Consider the following 20,293-nt stretch of genomic DNA (forward strand, 5'->3'; position numbering starts at 1 on the left):
CCCTGCGCGTGCTTTTGCACCAGGCAAAAAAAAACCCGGAAATCCTCACTTGCGTGGGCCTTCCGGATTTTCTAAACCGCCAAAAATGGTGGGTCGTGTGGGATTCGAACCTACGACCAATTGGTTAAAAGCCAACTGCTCTACCAACTGAGCTAACGACCCGCTGTGTGGTGGCGCGTATAATACTGATTTCTAAGGATTATTCAACACCTTATTTTAAATAAATCAGAAATAACGCGTTGGGTCAGTAATTCCGGCCGCTTGGAAGCCTTCAGCGCGCAGTCGGCAGCTGTCACATTTCCTACAGGCACGACCATCATTGTCCGCCTGGTAGCAGGAAACAGTCAGCGAGTAGTCGACACCCAGCCTTACACCCGCCTTGACGATATCCGCCTTGCTCAGGTTTTGCAGCGGCGCCTGGATACGGAAGCCGTGGCCTTCTACGCCGGCCTTGGTCGCCAGGTTGGCCATACGCTCGAACGATTCGACGAACTCTGGGCGGCAGTCCGGGTAGCCGGAGTAGTCCACCGCGTTGACGCCGATAAAGATGTCACGGGCGTTGAGCACTTCTGCCCAGCCCAGGGCCAGCGAGAGGAACACGGTGTTACGGGCCGGCACATAGGTGACCGGAATGCCCTCTGTGGGCGCCTCAGGCACGTCGATGGTGTTGTCGGTCAAGGCCGAGCCGCCAATACCATTGAGGTTCAGGCCGATTACCTTGTGCTCCACCACGCCGAGGTCGCGAGCAACCCGGGCGGCGGCGTGCAACTCGGCATGGGAACGCTGGCCGTAGTCGAAACTCATGGTGTAGCAGCTGTAACCCTCGGCACGGGCCATCGCCACTACGGTGGCGGAGTCAAGGCCGCCGGACAGCAGGATTACCGCACGTTTTTGATCAGTCGTTTGTTCAGTCATTTCAGCGTCCCGGCTCGTCATTCCAAAGGTATTTATGCAGCTGCAATTGCAGGCGCACCGGCAGGTTGTCCGCAACCACCCAATCAGCGAGGTCGCGAGCGTTCAAGTCATGGTGGCTTGGAGAGAACAACACCTCGCCGGCGCGTCGGTCCAGGCCGTACTGGATCAGCTTGGAGTTGGCCCAGTCATAGTCGTCCCGCGAACAAATGACGAACTTGACCTGGTCGTTGGCCGTCAGCAGCTCGATGTTCTCATAACGGTTGCGATGCGCCTCCTTGGAGTCCGGGGTTTTCAAGTCAACCACTCGGCTGACGCGAGGATCGACCGCGGAAATGTCCAGGGCACCACTGGTTTCCAGCGACACTTCGTAACCGGCGTCACACAGCTGCTTGAGCAAAGGAATGGCATTGGGCTGGGCCAGGGGCTCGCCGCCTGTCACGCAGACGTAGCGCGGCCGGAAGCCTGCAACCTGCTCCAGGATGTCGTCGAGGGTGCGAATGGTGCCGCCGCTGAAGGCGTAGGCGCTGTCACAGTACTGGCAGCGCAACGGGCAGCCGGTGAGGCGCACAAATACTGTGGGCAGGCCGGCAGTGCGCGTTTCACCCTGTAACGAGTAAAAAACTTCGGTGATGCGTAATGTGTCTTGCATAGTCGCCACGGGCGTAACAGCTAAACAGGCTGTCCGCCTCCGTCAGGCACTTCATGGGATCCCGGCAAAGCGTGAACCCCAAAAAGCGTATTTCATAAAAGGGCGTGGATTCTAACGAAAAAACCCGCGACAGGCGCGGGTTTCTTCCAAGCGGGACAGCAGTGCTTACAAACGCTGCAAATCGCGCTGAGCCAACTGGGCAGCAGAGGTCCCAGGATATTGGGCCACTACTTGCTGCAGAATGCCTTTGACCTTGTCGGTATGACCCAGGCGGCGCTCTACGTCAGCCAGTTTGTACAACGAATCAGGCACCTTGGCATGCTTGGGGTAAAGCTGGCTGACCTTGGCAAACGCCTGGCCTGCACCTTGCAAATCACCCTTGGCCAGGTTGACCTCACCCAACCAGTACTGGGCATTGCCCGCGTACTGGCTGTTTGGATAACGTCCCAGGAAAGCGGTGAACGCTTTGCTGGCCTTGTCGAAGTCCTTGGCTTTGATCAGGTCGAAGGCTGCATCGTAATACAGCTTTTCCTTGGCCGGATCAGCCGGTTCGCTGCTGGCTGCAGGGGCCTGTGCGGCGCCTGCGGCTGCACCACCGGCGGCGCTTGCAGCGCCACCGGCAGAAGAATTCTCAGGAGTCGCGGCAGGTGTAATGCCGGTTCCTATACGCCGATCAAGATCCTGGTATCGCTCCAGGCCTTCTTGCTTCAGGCGGTTAACTTCATTTTGCAGAACCTCAATCGCACCTTGTTGCTGTGCCAATTGATCCTGCATGCGTTGCAGCTGGTTAAACAGCTCGCCCTGTGCCGAGGGAGCGGCAGTAGCCGCTCCCCCTGCATAGGCGCCGTTCGTGCCATAACCTGCTGGTGGATAACTACTCCCACTATTGTTATAGCCAGAGTTGCTATCTTCCACGGGAACCGCAGCCCACACCGCAAGCGGTGCGAGGCTGAGAGCCAATACGGTTACTACACGACGGCACGTTCGCATGACGAATTACTTACGCAGTTCGACGCGACGGTTTTGAGCCCAGGATTGCTCGTCGTTGCCGGTAGCAACTGGACGCTCTTCACCGTAGGAAACCAGTTCCAGCTGAGCTGGGGAAACACCTTGCAGTACCAGGTAGCGCTGAACGGCTTTCGCACGACGCTCGCCCAGTGCCATGTTGTACTCACGAGTACCACGTTCGTCGGTGTTGCCTTCCAGAACAACGCGAGCGCCGTTACCTTTCAGGTCTTTCGCGTGAACGTCCAGAGCGCGCATGGCTTCTGGCTTCAGGTCCGAACTGTCGTATTCGAAGTAGAAAGTGGTGATTGCGCGCAGAGCAGCTTCTTCGCTCAGGGAGCCGTCAACTGCACCAGTGTTAGCGCCGTAACCAGCGTTTGGATCAACAGCTGCGCCTTCACCGGCATTGTCGCCGCCTTTAGACGAGCAACCAACGGCTACGGACAGAGCCAGAGCCAGAGCAGCAAACTTACCAAACTTCAGCATTTCCATCGTGAAACTCCTAATGAACCCCAGTGTGTTAAGTACTTCTTTTTGTAGCGCCGCGTCAGTTCAGGTAAGGGGACCAGGATGGTTCTCTGACTTCGCCTTGTGCGGTAGGAAGCGGGAGCCTTACGCGTCCATTAATGGACACGAGCATCAAGACTCCCCGGCCCTGCTGGCGGGTGGCGTAGATTACCATGGTGCCGTTGGGCGCAACAGTAGGCGACTCATCAAGAGTGCTATCTGTGAGGATTTTTACGCTTCCGCGCTGCAAATCCTGGGCCGCCACCTTGAAATTAGTGAAACCATCCTGGCGATGGATCATTACCAGGGTCTTTTCGTCAGCCGAAAGCTTCGGATTGGCGTTGTAGTTACCGATAAAGGTCACACGCTCCGCACCACCACCGCCAACACTGCTCTTATAGATCTGCGGTTTGCCGCCACGGTCTGAAGTGAAGTAGATGGTCGAACCATCCTTGCCCCAGAACGGTTCGGTGTTGATGCCAGGACCGGAAGTGACGCGGGTGATCTGGCGCGAACCAAGGTTCATCACGTAGATATCCGGGTTACCGTCCTTGGACAGCACGAATGCCAGGCGATTGCCATCCGGCGACCAGGCTGGCGCGCCGTTCAGGCCTTCGAAGTTGGTGATCTGCTCACGGCGACCGGTATCAATGTGCTGAACGAAGATGCGCGGACGCTTCTGTTCAAACGACACGTAGGCGATACGCTTGCCATCCGGAGCAAAACGCGGCGACAGGATTGGCTCGCGCGATTGCAACAGAGTCACTGCACGGGCACCGTCGTAGTCCGAACGTTGCAGGGTGTAGCGGGTGTTGTTCACCGAGAAACGCTCAGCCGTCACGTACAGGATGCGGGTGGAGAACGCACCTTTGATACCGACCAGTTTCTCGAACGATTGGTCGGCGATGTAGTGCGCCATGTCTCGCAGTTGATCGACGCTGCCCGACACGCTACCGGTCAGCACTTGCTGCTCGGTGGCCACGTTGAACAGGGCGTATTGCACCTGCAAGCGACCGCCTGCTGGAACGATGCTACCTACCATCAGGTACTGGGCGCCCAGGGCTTTCCAGTCACGGTAGATTACTTCGCTGCCTTGGGTCGGCTGGCTGATCATGTTCTGTTTCGGAATTGGCGCGTAGTAACCCGAGTTGCGCAGGTCATTACCAATGATTTCCGCCATATCGTCCGGCAGCACGCTGCCGCCCTGCCAGCCAAACGGTACAACCGCAATCGGAGTGGCCCGATCGCTCCCGCTGGTTACCAGGATGTTCTTTTCATCCGCCGCCGCTATCCCTGCCATGCAGCAAATAACGACAAGCATTCCTCGAAGAAGGTTTCTCACAAGGCTAGATCCTCAGGTGTGAATGTCATCTTGAATGAACGATAGGGAGCGAAGTCGCTTGGTTTCATTCCCTGCATCTCGGTCAGCCGGCCAATATTCTTGACCGCTGCAACCGCCGAACTGTCGAACGAACCATCGCCACTGGACTTGGCCACGCTGACCGAAGTCACCGTACCATCCGGCAACATGCCGATCTGCAGCACGACTGTCATGCCTTTGCGTGCCGAAGGTGGACGTGTCCAGCCCTCCGCTGCGCGCGCGCGAATCAGATCGTCGAAACTGCCCGCGACTTCATCACCACGTTCATCGGCCAAGGCTTGCTGACGTTGCGGCGTATCGGAAAGCAAATCTGCCAGGGCCTGGGCCTTTTTATCTTCGGCGGATTTGCGCGCTGCTTCCTGGGCCTTTTTCTTGGAGGCGTCGGCGGCAGCTTTCTTCTTCGCGTCGTCGGCGATTTTCTTCTTCGCCTCGTCTGCTTCAGCTTTTTTCTTGGCGTCTTCGGCGGCTTTCTTCTTCGCGTCTTCGACTATCTTCTTCTTGGCTTCTTCAGCGGCCTTTTTCTTGGCCTCTTCTTCAGCCGCTTTCTTGGCTTCTTCTTCAGATTTCTTCTTGGCTATATCAGCCAATTGTTTCTCTTCGGCTTTTTTAGCTTCGGCAGCTTTCTCGGCTTTCTTGGCTTCATCAGCCTTTTTCGCCTCGTCGGCCTTCTTCGCTTCGTCAGCCTTTTTCGATTCCTCGGCCTTTTGAGCCGCCTCGTCTTTCTTTTGTTCCGCAGCAGCCTTCACCGCTTCCTGCTCGACCTTCTTCTGTTCCATCTGTTCGACTTCAGTCTGGCGCGCAGCCGACTTCTGGGCCTCACCCGCAATCTTCTGATTGGTTTGGGTGGTGGCCTGACTTTTCGATTTCAGCTGATACAGGGTCGCCTGCACGATCGGCTTGGCTGGCGGCAGCTCCGGGGTCATGGCAAAGCTGACAAACAGCATGCCAAACACCAGAACGTGCAGGGCTATTGCCCAGACGCTAGGCCAGAAGAAGCTTTCCGAGGCGGACGGCTCTCGCTGTTGCTGCATCAGGGCGCCTCGGTAATCAAGCCAACATTACCGACCCCGGCTTTCTGCAGCCCGCCCATGGCGCCCATGACGGAGCCATAGTCGACCGACTTGTCACCGCGGATGAACACCTGGGTGTGCTTGCCGCCTTCGTTGCCGGCGCGGATGATTTTGGTCACGGCGTCGGTCATTTGCGGCAAGGTCATGGCCTTGTCCTGCTGCTTCTGGGTATCGACTTCGCTGCCAAGGTTCCAGTAATAGGTCTTGTCAGCCTTGATCGAAATGGTCAGGACCTGGGTGTTGTTGTCCTGCGGCAAGGCTTCGCTGGAAACCTTGGGCAGATCAACTTTCACCCCCTGATTGAGCATCGGCGCGGTCACCATGAAGATCACCAGCAGCACCAGCATCACGTCGATGTAAGGCACTACGTTCATCTCGGCGACCGGCTTGCGCTTTTTGCGAGCTCGAGCGATTAAAGCCATTGGGAATTACCTGCTTATTCTTCGCTGGTGTGCACTTTACGGTGCAGGATCGCCTGGAATTCATCGGCGAAGGTGTAGTAACGGCCAATCAGGGTTTCGCTGGTGGCGGCGAAACGGTTGTAGGCGATTACTGCGGGGATTGCAGCGAACAGGCCGATGGCAGTGGCGATCAGCGCTTCGGCGATACCCGGGGCCACGGTGGCCAGGGTCGCTTGCTGGGCCGTTGCCAGGCCACGGAAGGAGTTCATGATGCCCCATACGGTACCGAACAGGCCGATATACGGGCTGACCGAACCGACGGTGGCCAGAAATGGCAGGCTCTGCTCGAGTTTTTCTTCCTCACGGGAGATCGCTACGCGCATCGCACGGGCCACGCCTTCCATGACGGCTTCCGGGTCAACGCCGGACTGCTGGCGCAGGCGGGAGAATTCCTTGAAGCCGGCGCGGAAGATCTGCTCGACGCCCGAATCCGGGTCCGGGTTGCTGCCCGCCTGGCGATACAGCTTGGACAGGTCGATACCCGACCAGAAGCGCTCTTCGAAGCTCTCCAGGGCACGTCGACCGGCACGCAGCAGGTTGCTGCGCTGAAAAATCATGACCCATGAGGTAACCGATGCGGCTACCAGGGTCAGCATGACCAGTTGAACCACGACACTGGCATTGCTGACCAGGCTCCACATGGAGGAATGGTCGACGACGGTAGGTTCCACGCTAAATCTCCTGCTTTGATTGTTGACCCGCGCCGCTCACGTTGGCAAAGGCCGCACGTAGAGTTTCGGGAATGGCCCTGGGTTTCAAACTGTTGGTGCGCACACACGCCACCAGGAACTGCCCCTCACAGAGCAGCGTTGCATCCGTTGCCCGCCTGACCTGCTGTTTAAAGCGCAGGCTGACACGGTTCAATTCGATTACTTCCGCGCTGACCAGCAATTCATCGTCCAGTCGCGCCGGCGCGTAGTAACGGGCCTCGCTGGAATGCACGACAAATAACAGGTCCTCCCCTGCCAGCTGGGATTGGGCAAAGCCCAGCTCCCGTAGCCGCTCGGTTCGAGCCCGCTCCATGAACTTTAGATAATTGACGTAATACACGATGCCGCCCGCATCGGTGTCCTCGTAATAAACGCGACAGCGATGTGCGAACGACTGATCCCCGTTTTGCGCGCGCATACTCTAGTGCTTACTCCTCAGGTTGCCAATCCGGCCAGGCAACTGTTTTTCATTCTCTGCAGCATTTCTAACGAAAGAATGACGACGCCAGCCACTAGGACAGCACAAACGTCGAATAAATCGACCCGCCATACCTTTTTAATCGTCCACTGCATCGAGGAATTCGTCTACCACAGGCATCTCCCCCAATCGTGACGGAATGTTTAACCCAAAGTGCAAATACGCATGGCGCGTGACCACGCGGCCCCTCGGCGTGCGCATGATGTAACCCTGTTGAATCAGGTACGGCTCCAGCACATCTTCGATGGTATGGCGCTCCTCACTGATCGCCGCCGCCAGGCTGTCCACGCCCACTGGCCCGCCATCGAACTTCTCGATCATGGTCAACAGCAGGCGCCGGTCCTGGTGGTCAAAGCCATGTTCATCGACATCCAGCAGGTTCAGCGCCAGGTCGGCCACGGCCTTGGTGATATGCCCCTTGGCCCGCACTTCGGCAAAATCGCGCACCCGCCGCAGTAAGCGGTTGGCGATCCGCGGCGTGCCACGCGCCCGACGGGCAATCTCGAAGGCACCCTCAGGGTCCAGCGGCAAGCCGAGAATCCCTGCCGACCGACTGACAATCGTCGCCAGATCGGCAGTGCTATAAAACTCTAGACGTTGAACAATGCCGAAACGGTCTCGCAACGGATTGGTCAGCATGCCGGCACGGGTGGTGGCGCCGACCAGAGTGAAGGGCGGCAGGTCGAGCTTGATCGAGCGCGCCGCCGGCCCTTCGCCAATCATGATATCCAGCTGGAAATCTTCCATGGCCGGGTACAGCACTTCTTCGACGATGGGCGACAGCCGGTGGATTTCGTCGATGAACAGCACATCATGGGGTTCAAGGTTGGTCAGCAACGCAGCCAGGTCGCCGGGGCGCTCCAGCACCGGACCGGAGGTGCTCTTGATCGACACCCCCATTTCCTGGGCGATGATATTGGCCAGGGTGGTCTTGCCCAGCCCCGGCGGACCGAAGATCAACGTATGGTCCAGGGATTCGGCACGCCCGCGCGCCGCCTGGATGAACAGCTCCATCTGCTCACGCACAGTGGGCTGGCCGATGTAGTCGGCAAGGCTCAGGGGGCGGATGGCCCGGTCCTGGACCTCTTCACGGTCGCGAGGGCCGGTGGCCGCAATCAGACGATCAGCTTCAATCACTTAAATCATTCCCTTCAGGGCTCGGCGGATCATGTCTTCAGCGCTCAGGTTCTTGTCCTTGATGGCCGACACTGCCTTGCTGGCTTCCTGCGGCTTGTAGCCCAGGGAGATCAGCGCATTAACGGCATCGCTTTCGGCACTGGCGACCTGGGCCGCCGGCATATCCGGCTGGTTCGGCACCAGGGCAAACATGCTGGGCGCCACTTCCCAGGCTTTGAAGCGGTCCTTGAGCTCCACCAACAGGCGCTCAGCGGTTTTCTTACCGACCCCTGGCACCTTGGTCAGCGCCGAGGTGTCCTGGGCCGAAACGGCACGTACCAGTTCGTCCACTTCCAGGCTCGACATCAAGGCCAGGGCCAGTTTCGGGCCCACACCATTGAGGCGGATCAGCTCACGGAAGAAGTCACGGTCGCGCTTGCCGATGAAACCATAGAGTAGTTGCGCGTCTTCGCGCACCACCAGATGGGTGTGCAAGGTTATCGGCTCACCGACCGACGGTAGGCGGTACAGGGTGGTCATAGGCACTTCCAGCTCATACCCCAGCCCGTTTACATCCAGAATCAGGTGCGGCGGCTGTTTCTCAGCCAGGGTGCCGCGCAAGCGTCCAATCACGGTTCAGATCCTTAAAGCTTGAGGTCAGATCGAGGCCCGACCATAACGATTGCGCTGATGCTATCAGAGACGCAGGCGCCCGCCACGACTGCGTGCCGTGCCAAGGCCATGGGGCAGCAGGCTGGAACGGGTGTGGGCATGGCAAATGGCAATGGCCAGGGCGTCAGAGGCGTCGATCTGTGGCTTGGAGGTGAGTTTGAGCATATGCATGACCATCATCTGCACCTGCTCTTTATTCGCCGCGCCGGTACCGACCACCGCCTGCTTGACCTGGGTCGCGGTGTATTCGGCGATTTCCATGCCCTCCTCCGCCCCGGCAACAATGGCTGCGCCCCGCGCCTGGCCCAGTTTCAAGGCCGAGTCGGCATTTTTGGCCATGAACACCTTTTCAATGCCCATGGTCACCGGCCCGTAGGTCTGGATCACTTCACGCACGCCGCGATAGACGATCTGCAAACGCTCGGCCAACTCGCCGGCGCCAGTGCGGATACAACCCGACGCCACGTAGACGCAGCCACGCGGGGTGTGCTGCACCACGCCAAAGCCGGTGATGCGTGAACCGGGGTCGATACCTAGGATTAAAGTCATAACGCCTGCAGGTTGGGTAAACACATTTTTTGATACAGCGAAGATCCAATGTGGGAGCGGGCTTGCTCGCGAAAGCGGTGTTTCAGTCAACGCATGTACTGACTGACCGCTTTCGCGAGCAAGCCCGCTCCCACATTTTGGTCTACACCAGCCTTCAGACTAGCTGTGCGGCCACGTCTTCTGGAATGTCGGCGTTGGAGTAGACGTTCTGCACATCATCCAGGTCTTCAAGCATATCCAGCATCTTGAGCACCTTCTGCGCGCCGTCCAGGTCCAGTTCGGCACTGGTGGTCGGCAGCATGACGATTTCCGCGTCGGTGCCCTTGAAACCAGCGGCTTCCAGGGCGTTACGCACCGCGTAGAAGCCGGCAAACGAGGTAAACACGTCGATGGAGCCGTCTTCGTTGGTCACCACGTCGTCGGCATCTGCCTCCATCGCGGCTTCCATCAGCGCATCTTCATCCGTACCCGGCGCAAAGGTAATCTGCCCCTTGCGCTCGAACAGATAGGCCACCGAGCCATCCGTGCCGAGGTTACCGCCACACTTGCTGAACGCATGGCGCACGGCCGCCGCAGTACGGTTGCGGTTGTCAGTCATGCACTCGACCATCACCGCGACGCCGCCCGGGCCGTAGCCTTCGTAGGTCAGCTCGACCATGTCGTCGGTATCCGCCGCACCGGCGCCACGGGCCACGGCGCGGTCGATGATGTCGCGACTCATGTTGGCGCCCAGGGCCTTGTCCAGCGCCAGGCGCAGGCGCGGGTTGGAGCCTGGATCACCGCCACCTTGGCGGGCAGCCACCGTCAGTTCACGAATCCACTTGGTGAAGATCTTGCCTTTTTTGGCATCCTGACGCTCTTTGCGGTGCTTGATGTTCGCCCACTTGGAATGGCCAGCCATAACACAACTCCGAAATTCTCTAGAAACCTTTCAATCCCGCCCCAGGCGAGATTTCCCTCTTTTAAACGCAAAGGCGCATCCGAAGATGCGCCTTTTTGACTGCGTACAACCTTATCGCGCTTTCACGCCGCAGCCTTACTCAGCCTTCGGCGCCTCGCGCAGACGGATGTGCAGCTCGCGCAGTGCCTTGGCATCCACCACACCTGGAGCCTGGGTCATGACGTCCGCAGCACTCTGGGTTTTCGGGAAGGCAATCACTTCACGGATCGACTGGGCACCGGTCATCAGCATCACCAGGCGGTCAAGACCGAAGGCCAGGCCACCGTGGGGTGGAGCACCGTATTTCAGGGCATCGAGCAGGAAGCCGAACTTCTCTTCCTGTTCCGCTTCGTTGATGCCCAGCAGGCGGAACACCGACTGTTGCATCTCCTTACGGTGGATACGGATCGAACCGCCGCCCAACTCAGTACCGTTGAGCACCATGTCGTAGGCACGGGACAGCGCGCCGGCTGGGTTGGCTTCCAGCTCCTGTGGCGTGCACTTGGGTGCGGTGAACGGGTGGTGCAGGGCGCTGAAGCTGCCGTCGTCGTTTTCTTCGAACATCGGGAAGTCGACAACCCACATCGGGGCCCACTTGCAGGTCAGCAGGTCGAGGTCGTGACCCAGCTTGATCCGCAGCGCGCCCAGGGCTTCGCTGACGATCTTGGCCTTGTCGGCACCGAAGAACACGATATCGCCATCGACTGCGCCAACGCGATCGAGGATCACATTGAGCTTGTCTTCCGGGATGTTCTTGACGATTGGCGACTGCAGGCCTTCAACACCCTTGGCGCGCTCGTTGACCTTGATGTACGCCAGGCCCTTGGCACCGTAGATACCCACGAACTTGGTGTAGTCGTCGATCTGCTTGCGCGGCATGCTCGCGCCGCCTGGCACACGCAGTGCGGCGATGCGGCATTTAGGGTCGTTGGCCGGGCCGCTGAACACCTTGAAGTCGACTTCCTTGAGCTGGTCGGCAACGTCAACCAGTTCCAGCGGGTTACGCAGGTCTGGCTTGTCGGAACCGTAGCGGCGCATGGCCTCTTCGAAGGTCATGTGCGGGAACTCGCCGAATTCCAGTCCCAGCACTTCCTTGAACAGGTTGCGGATCATTTCTTCGGTCAGGCCCATGATCTCTTTTTCATCGAGGAAACTGGTCTCGATGTCGATCTGGGTGAATTCCGGCTGGCGGTCGGCGCGCAGGTCTTCGTCGCGGAAGCACTTGGCGATCTGGTAGTAACGGTCGAAGCCGGCGACCATCAGCAGTTGCTTGAACAACTGTGGCGATTGCGGCAAGGCGAAGAAGCTACCGGCGTGGGTACGGCTTGGCACCAGGTAGTCACGTGCGCCTTCTGGCGTAGCGCGGGTCAGGATCGGCGTCTCGACGTCGAGGAAGCCGTTCTCGTCGAGGAAGCGACGGATGCTGGTGGTCATGCGCGAACGCAGGCGCAGCTTCTCGGCCATTTCCGGGCGACGCAGGTCGAGGAAGCGATAACGCAGGCGGGTTTCTTCGCCAACGTCAGAGAACTCGTTGAGTGGGAACGGCGGGGTTTCCGACTCGTTCAGCACTTCGAGCTCGTAGCCCAGGACTTCGATCATGCCCGACGCCATGTTGGCGTTGGTGGCACCGGCCGGACGCAGGCGGACCTTACCGGTGATTTTCACGACGTACTCGCTGCGCACGCGGTCGGCGGCGGCGAAGCTCTCGGCGCGATCCGGGTCGAATACCACCTGGGCCAGACCATCACGATCACGGATATCGAGGAAAATCACCCCGCCATGGTCGCGGCGACGGTGAACCCATCCGCAAAGGGTGATTTCCTGACCTTCCAGGGTCTCGTTCAGTTGGCCGCAATAGTGGCTGCGCATCATGGTAGTGGTTTCACTTCTCGTAATTCGAAATTCGGTGGAGTTCCTGCTCGGACACCGCACCTTTTAAGTCAGGCCACGGATAATGCAGGAGCTCGCGCGTAGAGTTCAACTCAGTCTGCTTTGTCGCCGCCCGCCAGATTCTTCTTGGCGCCGGTCTTGAAGTCGGTCTCGTACCAGCCGCTACCGCTCAGGCGAAAACCCGGCATGGACAGCATCTTTTTCAGCTCGGGCGCCTGGCAAGCAGGGCAATCGACCAACGGCGCGTCGCTGATCTTCTGAATGGCTTCCAACTGGTGACCACAGGAAGCGCATTGGTAATCGTACATGGGCATGGGATGTCTCGGCGATCACGTCATTGCTGCGCTGCGCCCGGGTAGAGCCGGTTGCGCAGCAAAGGGCGAGATTATATCCGTTAAATCGAGGCTGTGCAGCCGTGGCAACGTGCAACGCACTATATAGAAACACCCCTGCGGCTCCGGTCTCGGCTAACCCGGCTATATAAGGCCCGCCTGATTGACGGCTGAAGCCTGCCCTTTCAACGCATGAACCACACACACGACCCGGACCAGACCGCTGAAATTCTTCACCCCGCCATAACGCAAGTGCACCTCGCGATCCACGTAGGACAGCAACGCACTGACCGAACAGGTATTGATCCTGGCGATTTCGCCAAGAATATTCCAATACACTTCTTCAAGCCGCAGGCATGTTGAAAAACCATTCAACCGGACAGAGCGCGACAGTGGCCGTGCCAATGCCATATCGAACCCTTTGACGAAAGGGTCGATCTTTATCTTGTAGACGCCGGAAGTTTCCAGCACACCTTTACCCGTACTACGCGACATACACCTGACACTCCCTTGCCAAACGGCTCTTGAACAAACGGCTGTTATTGGCCGTTGAGCCTATAAAACATCAAGCAGGCAAGTGCAGCCAGAAGACGGAGAGTTGTTGTGCGTAGGACAAGCCAACGCAGGTATCAGGAAGCAATCAGCTGAAGCCAGTGGCGCCTGCCAGGCACCACTGGCCTGCGGTGCTTACTTGCCTTCGAGCAGCGAGCGCAGCATCCAGGCGGTCTTTTCGTGGATCTGCATACGCTGGGTCAGCAAGTCCGCAGTCGGCTCATCGCTGACTTTATCAAGTAACGGGAAGATCCCACGTGCGGTGCGGGTAACGGCTTCCTGCCCATCGACAAGTTGCTTGATCATGTTTTCAGCACTGGGCACGCCTTCTTCTTCCTTGATCGAAGACAGACGGGCATAGATAGAGTAGGCACCCGGCGCAGGAAAGCCCAGGGCACGAATACGTTCGGCAATGGAGTCAACCGCCAGCGCCAGTTCGTTATATTGCTCTTCAAACATCAAGTGCAATGTACGAAACTGTGGCCCCGTGACGTTCCAATGAAAGTTATGGGTTTTCAGATAAAGTACATAGGTATCTGAAAGCAGCCGTGAAAGTCCGTCAACAATGGATTTACGATCTTCTTCGCTGATACCGATATCGATTGCCATGTCTATTCCCTTCAATTGATGAAAATTCATTGATCAGGTGCTTACCCACTCTAGCAAGAGTCCTCGCCTTGCGCAGCCCTACCGCCGCAGGTGGCCTGCGGCAAATCGCCCCTTTGCATCGCGCTCGACCACGGGCGGCAAGGCCTGCCACGGTTAAAAACACCCGCACCTGTCTAGGACAAGGGTTTGCCGCACAAATGCGATGATCTTTGCAACGCCCTGAAACGCTTGATTTGAGAAGGCACAGGCTTTGCTGTTAAATAGGCTGCGTGTCGCCGCCGCTATTTCCTGCGGCAAGCGGCATAGGCTGAATAATCGCGCACGTGCCCAACGCCTCCCATTGTTCAGAAGCGAACCGTGCCAGTCAGCTCTTCCTTCGTGATCCGTCTTAACGTGAGTTAATCAAAATGTTGAAAATCGTCCACCTGCTAACGGGCGCTGCAGCGTTGCTGCTGTCCTTTATCCCGAGCCTGCAACCAGAAAGCCTGCCGTACCTGCAACAACACGACGCGCTGTACCTGGCTCTGTTCGGCCTTCTCAACCTGACGCTGGCGCCAGTGATTCCCTACTGGAACAAAGGCACACGCCATCAACTGCAAAACCTGGTCAGCGCCTTGCTGGTGCTGGCTGTCGTGGTACAAACCCTCACCCTCCTGGCCCCTATGCCTGAAGTCGGCGGCCATCCAGCCATCCTGCTCAGCCTGGCCATTGCGGTGGTCGCGATCGTTCTTCACCTGGCCATCAGCTTCTACCGTTCGTCTGCCCCGGCCAGCTCGCAAAACTACGACATGACCAACCGGGATACCGGGACCGTCAAGTGGTTCAACACCTCCAAAGGCTTCGGCTTTATTTCCCGGGACTCGGGCGACGATATCTTCGTCCACTTCCGGGCCATCCGCGGCGAAGGCCATCGCGTCCTGGTGGAAGGCCAGCGCGTGGAGTTCTCCGTGATGAACCGCGACAAAGGCCTGCAAGCTGAAGACGTGATCGCCGCCCTGCCGCGTCGCTGACCCCAGAGCAAGCCTCAAAAAAAACCGCGATGCAGCTAACACTGCATCGCGGTTTTTTATCGCCGGGACTTTTCCCGAACCCTCAATAATGAGGCGGTGGCGCTTCTTCCTCGGAAGACTCGAACTGCCCGCCCATTTCTTCCTGACGCTTGAGCAAGGCCGTCATCTGCAATTGCAGACGCTCTACCGCACGCTGCTGGGCGACCAGGATGTCATTCAATGTCTCGATGGTGTCGTCCTGGAAAGCCAGGCGGCTCTCAAGGTCCATCACGCGGTCTTGCAGGTCCATGATTCAGTCCTGGGCAAAAATGAATTCGGGCGGCAGCAGCTCCCGCAGGCGGGTACGAATCAGCGCCACCTGATCGTCGCTATAAGGTACTGCCGGGTGCTTGCCCCAGACCGGTGCAGGCCAAGCCGCATCGTCGCGTTTGCGCACAATCACGTGCACATGTAACTGGTTGACCACGTTACCCAGCGCACCGATGTTCATTTTATCGGCGCCGAACCCGTCATTGAGCAACTGTGCCAACGTGGTGGTTTCGTGCCACAACCGGGACTGGTCGCCAGCGTCGAGCTGGAACACTTCGCTGATGCCGGCAATGCGCGGCACCAGGATAAGCCAAAGGTAGTTAGAGTCATTGGACAGCAGCAGCCGGCACAGGGGGAATTCCCCGATGGGCAAGGTGTCGTTTTGCAGACGTGGATCCAAGGCGAACACCGCAGTCACTCCGTTCGGCTAGTCAGTTTCAGGCGCCCAGCATACCTGCGAATGGCGACTGCTTCACGGGGCAATCCGCGCGACACCTGCGGCAATCGGCAGATGCACCAAAATGAGTCTTTTATGCCCTACATCGGGCAGGGCTTATCCGCCGATTACTCACTCCACAGGGTGGACCGGTAACATTTCTGACAGAAACGTATTTTTGCGCGTTCGAAATCCCGTACAGCCGGCACCACGAATTCCAAAAAAAACCACGCAAAAGCCCCGTTTCCAGGCGCTTTTCACAGATCCAACACATTTTTCACGAAAAAATGACATCTGCCCGGCAGTTTGAGCACGCTTGTTGCATTCACTCCCATATCGTCGACAACGGCACTTGCCAGGAAGGCAGTGTTTCACGATAAAAACAACAGTGAGTCAATACACCTACAGGAAGTTTTAAAACTTTGAACAGGGTACTTTGCACCCCTGTACAGGGTATTAAAGACAGTATTGAAGTTGTCAGTCTGGTGACAAACAGACTGTAGATTTGCGACATGGATCTAGCAATTTACGACAGCCTCGTAAAGAAGCTGAAAGGACAGATGTGCAAGTATCGCCAATTATTGCCAGCGTGCTATAAGTTTGCGCTGTCACAAAAAAGAAAGAGCCGCCCAGACAAAAATACAGGTGGGACGGCAGTACTCTTCCTAAAACCAAAGGAGCAAATCACGATGCGCGTGATGAAGTGGAGCATGATCGCCCTCGCTGTCTCAGCAGGCACCTCACAGTTCGCTATGGCGTCCGCCCAAGATGATGCCAAAGGCTTTGTCGAAGACAGTACCTTCAGCATCAACACCCGCGCCCTGTACTTCAGCCGGGATAACCGCAACAACAAGTCGGGTACAAGCTACACCCGGGAAAGCGGCCTGGGCTTCAACGGTTTGTACCAATCGGGTTTCACCCAGGGCACCATCGGTGTGGGTGTTGACGTAATCGGCCTGCTGGGCGTGAAACTGGACAGCGGCAGAGGCCGGAATGGCACTGGCTTGTTCCCGGAAGGCTCGGATGGCCGCTCAGAGGATGAGTACTCCAAGGGCGGCGGCGCCATCAAGTTCCGCCTCTCCAATACCGTGCTGAAAGTCGGCGACCAGTACACCACTGCGCCGGTCTTCGCGTCCGACGACAGTCGCTTGCTGCCGGAGCTGCCGCAAGGTATCTCGATCGTCAGCAACGAGATCAAAGACCTCAAGCTTGAAGCCGGTCACTTCACTTCCAGCGTTGCCCAGGCGCAAACCTACAGGGACAGTATCCTCGACTTCCCTGAAACCTCCCGGGGTATCAAGCAAGCCAATTTCGTGGGTGGTACCTACGGTTGGACGCCTGAGTTCACCACCAGCCTCTACTACTCGAAAGTCGAAGACTACTGGCGCAAATACTACGCCAACGTCAACTGGACCCATGCTCTGAGCGATGACCAGTCGGTGGCTGTAGACTTCAACATCTACGACACCAAGAGCGACGGTGCCGGCCTGCAACGCGCCTTCAAAGACAACGAGACCAAACTCGACAACCGTGCGTTCAGCTTGCAGGGTGCCTACACCATCGGTGCACACACCTTCACCCTGGCTGCCCAGAAGGTTACCGGTGACGGCGACTACGGTTACGGCATTGATGGTGGCGGCACAGTGTTCCTGGCCAACTCCGTCGCCCGTTCCGACTTTAACGCCGAAGGTGAAAAATCCTTCAAAGCCCGTTACGACCTCGACATGGCCACCTTCGGTGTACCTGGCCTGAGCTTCCTGGCTGCGTACGTCACCGGTAGCGGCGCCAATACCGCCCTGACCTCGAACGGCAAAGAGTGGGAACGTGACCTCGAAGCCAAATACGTGATCCAGAGCGGCCCGGCCAAAGACCTGAGCCTGCGTATTCGCCAAGCGACTTATCGTTCGTCTGATGGCGTTTACTACGGTTCTTCGTCGATCGACGAACTGCGTCTGATCGCGCAATACCCGCTGAACATCTTGTAATCGAAGATGCCCAGGGGCTTCGGCCCCTAATTAAAAAGCCGCTCACTGTTAACCAGTGAGCGGCTTTTTATTGCACTAATATTTCTACCGCTTAAATAACTAGCAAGCTAGCTATCTAGTTTGTTACCGCGATTAAACTTGACCACTCAGCCAAGTTCGATCCCTGCTCCCGTCATTACTTGGCAGGTGCTTCTTGCATCACGCGAATAACGCGCTGCGGGAATGGGATATCAATCCCTGCAGCTTTCAAGCGATCCCGCGCCAGTTCATTAAACATGAACATCACATCCCAATAATCTGCAGTCTTGGTCCATACGCGCAGGGAAACAGTGATCGAACTGTCACCCAGGGTCGAAATCACGGCGACCGGCTCTGGGTCCGCCAGAACCCGTGGGTCCTTGGCCAGTTCCAGCAGCACTTCACGGGCCTTTTGCAGGTCGGCTTCGTAGTCGACACCTACGTCAAACACCACCTTGCGGGTCGGTTGGCGGTTGGTGTTGGTGATGATGCCGTTGGACAAGATGCCGTTAGGCACGATGACCGTCTTGTTGTCGCCGGTACGGATCACCGTGTGAAAGATCTGGATGCTATCGACGGTACCCGCCGTGCCCTGGGCTTCGATCCAGTCACCGATGCGGAACGGGCGGAATAGCAGGATCAGCACACCACCGGCAAAGTTAGCCAGGCTGCCTTGCAACGCCAGGCCAATGGCCAGGGTCGCGGCACCAATCGCGGCGACGAACGAGGTGGTTTCGACACCAATCATCGAGGCGACGCTGACAATCAGCATCACTTTGAGCACGATGTTCGCCAGGCTGGTCACAAAGCCCTGCAACGCCAGGTCAGCATTGCGCAGGGCCAGCAGGCGCCCTACCTTGTGGGTCAACTTGTTGATCAACCACCAACCAATGGCCAGGGTCAGCACCGCCAGCAATACCCGGCTGCCGTACTCCATGATCATCGGGACCCAGGCTTGGGAAGCCTTGATCAATTGATCCACTTCAGCATTCAAGTCCATCTAGATTCTCCTGTTTAGCACTGCATATAAAGGTCGCCACAGCAATTGAGCCCCGTAGGGCTCAATCGTTTCTGCAGGTTCTGGGGCGTGGGACGTCGAAATCCCTTACGGGTTCCCGAAAACCGGATCAGTCGCGGAAGTTGTTGAACTGCAGCGGCATATCAAAGGTCTTGGCGCGCAGGGCGGCAATCGCATCCTGCAAATCGTCGCGCTTCTTGCCGGTGATACGCACCTGCTCGCCCTGGATCGCGGCCTGGACCTTGAGCTTGGCGTCCTTGACGTGAGCGACGATTTTCTTCGCCAGCTCCTTGTCGATACCTTCCTTGAGCACCGCTTCCTGCTTCATCAACTTGCCCGAAGCGTAGGCATCCTTGACCTCAAGGCACTGCACATCAATCTTGCGCTTGACCAGGGCCAGCTTGAGGATCTCGATCATCGCTTCCAGCTGGAAATCGGCTTCAGCGGTCAGGTTGACCGTCAGTTCCTTTTCCTTGAACTCAAAGCTGCCTTTGCCTTTCAAGTCATAACGACGGTCCAGCTCCTTGACGGCGTTCTCGACGGCGTTGGTGACTTCGTGCTTGTCCAGTTCAGATACCACGTCGAACGACGGCATGTAGTTTCTCCAATAAAAAAGGGGCGCGGCTCAGTAAAGATGGAGCGCGCCTGGCTTGCGGGTAAAATGCCGGGGCATTATAACGACTCTTTACCCTGAGCTGCTTGGCTCACCCAGCGGCTTACGGAGCAAAATTGATGTCCACCACCTGGCATGTCCTCGGCGCAGGCAGTCTCGGCACATTATGGGCCACACGCCTGGCCCGCGCTGGCCTGCCCGTCACGCTGATCCTGCGCGATCAGGCGCGCCTGAGCCGCTATCGGGCATCTCCCGGGCTGACCCTGGTCGAGCAAGGGCATGCCCAGACTTATCCGGTGGCTGCACAAACATCCGACAGCCCCGAGCCAATTGATCGCCTGCTGGTCGCGTGTAAAGCCTACGATGCTCCTGGCGCTGTCGCACAGCTGGTACGACGCCTGACACCCAATGCCGAGGTAATCCTGCTGCAGAACGGCCTGGGCAGCCAGGATGCGGTTGCCGCCCTATTGCCCCAGGCACGCTGTATCTTCGCCTCCAGCACCGAGGGTGCGTTTCGGCAAAGTGATGGCAGCGTGGTATTCGCCGGCCACGGCTTCACCTGGCTCGGTGACGCCAGCCATCCCACGGCGCCGCTGTGGCTGGACGACCTGCACGCTGCCGACATTCCCCACCAGTGGAGCACCGAGATCCTCACGCGGCTCTGGCGAAAACTGGCACTCAACTGTGCGATCAATCCACTGACGGTGCTCTATCAATGCCGCAATGGCGGATTGCAGGCGCATCACTGCGAGGTGGCGACCTTGTGTGCCGAGCTCGGCGAGCTGCTGACGTGCTGCGGCCAGCCCGCGGCGGCCGAGAATCTGCAGGCCGAAGTGGAGCGGGTGATCCAGGCGACAGCGGCCAACTTCTCGTCGATGTACCAGGATGTGGCCAACGGGCGGCGCACCGAGATCAGCTATCTGCTCGGCCATGCCTGCCAGGCGGCCTTGCGCCATCGTTTGAGCCTGCCGCATCTGCAACAACTGCAGGTACGCCTGGCCGGCTACCTGGACGCACACGGATTGCCCAGCGACTGAGGCACGCGCTACCCTGCCAACTGGATCCTTG

At 58.0% G+C, this 20,293-nt stretch carries 24 protein-coding genes and 1 tRNA gene; 3 read left to right on the top strand and 22 right to left on the bottom strand.

The window, feature by feature from the left end; translation table 11 throughout:
• Nucleotides 1-86: 86 nt before the first annotated feature.
• From HBR93_RS00310 to HBR93_RS00395, 18 genes are all read right to left on the bottom strand, one after another.
• A tRNA-Lys gene (locus HBR93_RS00310) sits at nucleotides 87-162 on the bottom strand.
• Nucleotides 163-225: 63 nt separating this feature from the next.
• Nucleotides 226-915 carry a 7-cyano-7-deazaguanine synthase QueC gene (gene queC, locus HBR93_RS00315; protein WP_057960521.1) on the bottom strand — a complete coding sequence of 230 codons (690 nt, stop codon included), beginning with the start codon at nucleotides 913-915 and terminating at the stop codon, nucleotides 226-228.
• A gap of 1 nt (nucleotide 916) precedes the next feature.
• Nucleotides 917-1,564, bottom strand: a complete 648-nt coding sequence (gene queE, locus HBR93_RS00320) for a 7-carboxy-7-deazaguanine synthase QueE (RefSeq protein WP_057441364.1) — start codon at nucleotides 1,562-1,564, stop codon at nucleotides 917-919.
• 165 nt (nucleotides 1,565-1,729) lie between these two features.
• The gene (gene ybgF / locus HBR93_RS00325; RefSeq protein WP_169959665.1) at nucleotides 1,730-2,554 is read right to left on the bottom strand and encodes a tol-pal system protein YbgF; all 825 of its coding nucleotides are present in this window, start codon (nucleotides 2,552-2,554) and stop codon (nucleotides 1,730-1,732) included.
• A gap of 6 nt (nucleotides 2,555-2,560) precedes the next feature.
• Entirely contained in the window at nucleotides 2,561-3,061 is a 501-nt protein-coding gene (pal, locus tag HBR93_RS00330; protein ID WP_029300299.1) for a peptidoglycan-associated lipoprotein Pal, read from the bottom strand.
• A gap of 55 nt (nucleotides 3,062-3,116) precedes the next feature.
• The gene (gene tolB / locus HBR93_RS00335) at nucleotides 3,117-4,397 is read right to left on the bottom strand and encodes a Tol-Pal system beta propeller repeat protein TolB (protein ID WP_154220440.1); all 1,281 of its coding nucleotides are present in this window, start codon (nucleotides 4,395-4,397) and stop codon (nucleotides 3,117-3,119) included.
• Nucleotides 4,398-4,414: 17 nt separating this feature from the next.
• On the bottom strand, nucleotides 4,415-5,488 hold the full coding sequence (gene tolA / locus HBR93_RS00340) for a cell envelope integrity protein TolA (RefSeq protein WP_029300302.1): 1,074 nt from the start codon (nucleotides 5,486-5,488) through the stop codon (nucleotides 4,415-4,417).
• Nucleotides 5,488-5,940 (bottom strand): protein TolR, encoded by a 453-nt coding sequence (gene tolR, locus HBR93_RS00345; protein ID WP_162473200.1) that lies wholly within the window; start codon nucleotides 5,938-5,940, stop codon nucleotides 5,488-5,490. Before tolR ends, tolA begins: the two co-directional genes overlap by 1 nt.
• A 23-nt stretch (nucleotides 5,941-5,963) precedes the next feature.
• On the bottom strand, nucleotides 5,964-6,659 hold the full coding sequence (tolQ, locus tag HBR93_RS00350; protein WP_029300305.1) for a protein TolQ: 696 nt from the start codon (nucleotides 6,657-6,659) through the stop codon (nucleotides 5,964-5,966).
• A 1-nt stretch (nucleotide 6,660) separates the two neighbouring features.
• Nucleotides 6,661-7,116 carry a tol-pal system-associated acyl-CoA thioesterase gene (gene ybgC, locus HBR93_RS00355; protein WP_057441374.1) on the bottom strand — a complete coding sequence of 152 codons (456 nt, stop codon included), beginning with the start codon at nucleotides 7,114-7,116 and terminating at the stop codon, nucleotides 6,661-6,663.
• A gap of 138 nt (nucleotides 7,117-7,254) precedes the next feature.
• Complete coding sequence (ruvB, locus tag HBR93_RS00360; protein ID WP_029300308.1) at nucleotides 7,255-8,313, bottom strand: Holliday junction branch migration DNA helicase RuvB; 1,059 nt, start codon at nucleotides 8,311-8,313, stop codon at nucleotides 7,255-7,257.
• A complete protein-coding gene (gene ruvA, locus HBR93_RS00365) occupies nucleotides 8,314-8,925 on the bottom strand; it encodes a Holliday junction branch migration protein RuvA (RefSeq protein WP_057441376.1) in 612 nt (203 codons plus the stop codon).
• A gap of 63 nt (nucleotides 8,926-8,988) precedes the next feature.
• A complete protein-coding gene (gene ruvC / locus HBR93_RS00370) occupies nucleotides 8,989-9,513 on the bottom strand; it encodes a crossover junction endodeoxyribonuclease RuvC (protein WP_024077147.1) in 525 nt (174 codons plus the stop codon).
• A 154-nt stretch (nucleotides 9,514-9,667) separates the two neighbouring features.
• Nucleotides 9,668-10,414, bottom strand: coding sequence for a YebC/PmpR family DNA-binding transcriptional regulator (locus HBR93_RS00375; protein WP_038442836.1), 747 nt, complete (start codon nucleotides 10,412-10,414; stop codon nucleotides 9,668-9,670).
• Between the two features lie 135 nt (nucleotides 10,415-10,549).
• On the bottom strand, nucleotides 10,550-12,325 hold the full coding sequence (gene aspS, locus HBR93_RS00380) for an aspartate--tRNA ligase (RefSeq protein ID WP_057960524.1): 1,776 nt from the start codon (nucleotides 12,323-12,325) through the stop codon (nucleotides 10,550-10,552).
• A 110-nt stretch (nucleotides 12,326-12,435) separates the two neighbouring features.
• Nucleotides 12,436-12,657 (bottom strand): zinc ribbon domain-containing protein, encoded by a 222-nt coding sequence (locus tag HBR93_RS00385; protein ID WP_057441377.1) that lies wholly within the window; start codon nucleotides 12,655-12,657, stop codon nucleotides 12,436-12,438.
• A 162-nt stretch (nucleotides 12,658-12,819) separates the two neighbouring features.
• Nucleotides 12,820-13,170, bottom strand: coding sequence for a ribbon-helix-helix domain-containing protein (locus tag HBR93_RS00390; RefSeq protein WP_057441379.1), 351 nt, complete (start codon nucleotides 13,168-13,170; stop codon nucleotides 12,820-12,822).
• 192 nt (nucleotides 13,171-13,362) lie between these two features.
• On the bottom strand, nucleotides 13,363-13,836 hold the full coding sequence (locus HBR93_RS00395; RefSeq protein ID WP_029300319.1) for a Dps family protein: 474 nt from the start codon (nucleotides 13,834-13,836) through the stop codon (nucleotides 13,363-13,365).
• Between the two features lie 407 nt (nucleotides 13,837-14,243).
• Between HBR93_RS00395 and HBR93_RS27115 the strand changes: the two genes are divergently transcribed.
• Nucleotides 14,244-14,846, top strand: coding sequence for a cold-shock protein (locus tag HBR93_RS27115; RefSeq protein WP_057441381.1), 603 nt, complete (start codon nucleotides 14,244-14,246; stop codon nucleotides 14,844-14,846).
• 82 nt (nucleotides 14,847-14,928) lie between these two features.
• On the opposite strand, the gene HBR93_RS00405 is transcribed toward HBR93_RS27115, so the two are convergent.
• Complete coding sequence (locus HBR93_RS00405; RefSeq protein ID WP_057441383.1) at nucleotides 14,929-15,135, bottom strand: SlyX family protein; 207 nt, start codon at nucleotides 15,133-15,135, stop codon at nucleotides 14,929-14,931.
• Between the two features lie 3 nt (nucleotides 15,136-15,138).
• Nucleotides 15,139-15,564: an HIT domain-containing protein gene (locus tag HBR93_RS00410; RefSeq protein WP_057441386.1), complete on the bottom strand. Its 426-nt coding sequence runs from the start codon at nucleotides 15,562-15,564 to the stop codon at nucleotides 15,139-15,141.
• Between the two features lie 716 nt (nucleotides 15,565-16,280).
• Here HBR93_RS00410 and HBR93_RS00415 point away from each other — a divergent pair.
• The gene (locus tag HBR93_RS00415) at nucleotides 16,281-17,576 is read left to right on the top strand and encodes an OprD family porin (protein WP_057440145.1); all 1,296 of its coding nucleotides are present in this window, start codon (nucleotides 16,281-16,283) and stop codon (nucleotides 17,574-17,576) included.
• A gap of 175 nt (nucleotides 17,577-17,751) precedes the next feature.
• Here the strand turns inward: HBR93_RS00415 and HBR93_RS00420 are convergent, their stop codons facing one another.
• On the bottom strand, nucleotides 17,752-18,594 hold the full coding sequence (locus HBR93_RS00420; RefSeq protein WP_115128830.1) for a mechanosensitive ion channel family protein: 843 nt from the start codon (nucleotides 18,592-18,594) through the stop codon (nucleotides 17,752-17,754).
• A gap of 127 nt (nucleotides 18,595-18,721) precedes the next feature.
• Nucleotides 18,722-19,207 carry a YajQ family cyclic di-GMP-binding protein gene (locus tag HBR93_RS00425; protein WP_057440144.1) on the bottom strand — a complete coding sequence of 162 codons (486 nt, stop codon included), beginning with the start codon at nucleotides 19,205-19,207 and terminating at the stop codon, nucleotides 18,722-18,724.
• 137 nt (nucleotides 19,208-19,344) lie between these two features.
• On the opposite strand from HBR93_RS00425, the gene HBR93_RS00430 reads away from it, so the two are divergent.
• Nucleotides 19,345-20,262: a putative 2-dehydropantoate 2-reductase gene (locus tag HBR93_RS00430; protein ID WP_169959666.1), complete on the top strand. Its 918-nt coding sequence runs from the start codon at nucleotides 19,345-19,347 to the stop codon at nucleotides 20,260-20,262.
• Nucleotides 20,263-20,293: the final 31 nt, after the last annotated feature.

This window comes from Pseudomonas sp. WS 5411 (genome assembly GCF_012985595.1).
Classification (GTDB): domain Bacteria; phylum Pseudomonadota; class Gammaproteobacteria; order Pseudomonadales; family Pseudomonadaceae; genus Aquipseudomonas; species Aquipseudomonas shahriarae.